Annotated in this window: 1 protein-coding gene; it reads left to right on the forward strand. The window is 60.2% G+C overall.

What is annotated here, in order from left to right; translation table 11 throughout:
- On the forward strand, positions 1–226 hold a 226-nt coding region (locus KDL01_RS42855; protein WP_212534405.1), incomplete at its 5' end, for a hypothetical protein.
- Positions 227–251 lie beyond the last annotated feature (25 nt).

Consider the following 251-nt stretch of genomic DNA (forward strand, 5'->3'; position numbering starts at 1 on the left):
TCAGCTCCCGACACGTGACCCACACGTCGGGACCTGCCAGTTCACCCGTCCACTCACCCTGCATGACAGCATTCTGGCCCAACCGCTGCGCGGCCGGGCCAGAACAGAGATCTTCATCGGACTTCTAGGCAGTGTTGGTGAATCTGACTATCTGTTGATGCTTTCTGGCTGCGGTTTTCGGCCTGTGGCTGGCGGGGCTGTAGAACTGGGTCATGGCGCGTGGTGATTTGACGGATGCCCAGTGGGAGTCG

Source organism: Actinospica durhamensis, assembly GCF_018139695.1.
GTDB classification, from domain to species: domain Bacteria; phylum Actinomycetota; class Actinomycetes; order Streptomycetales; family Catenulisporaceae; genus Actinospica; species Actinospica durhamensis.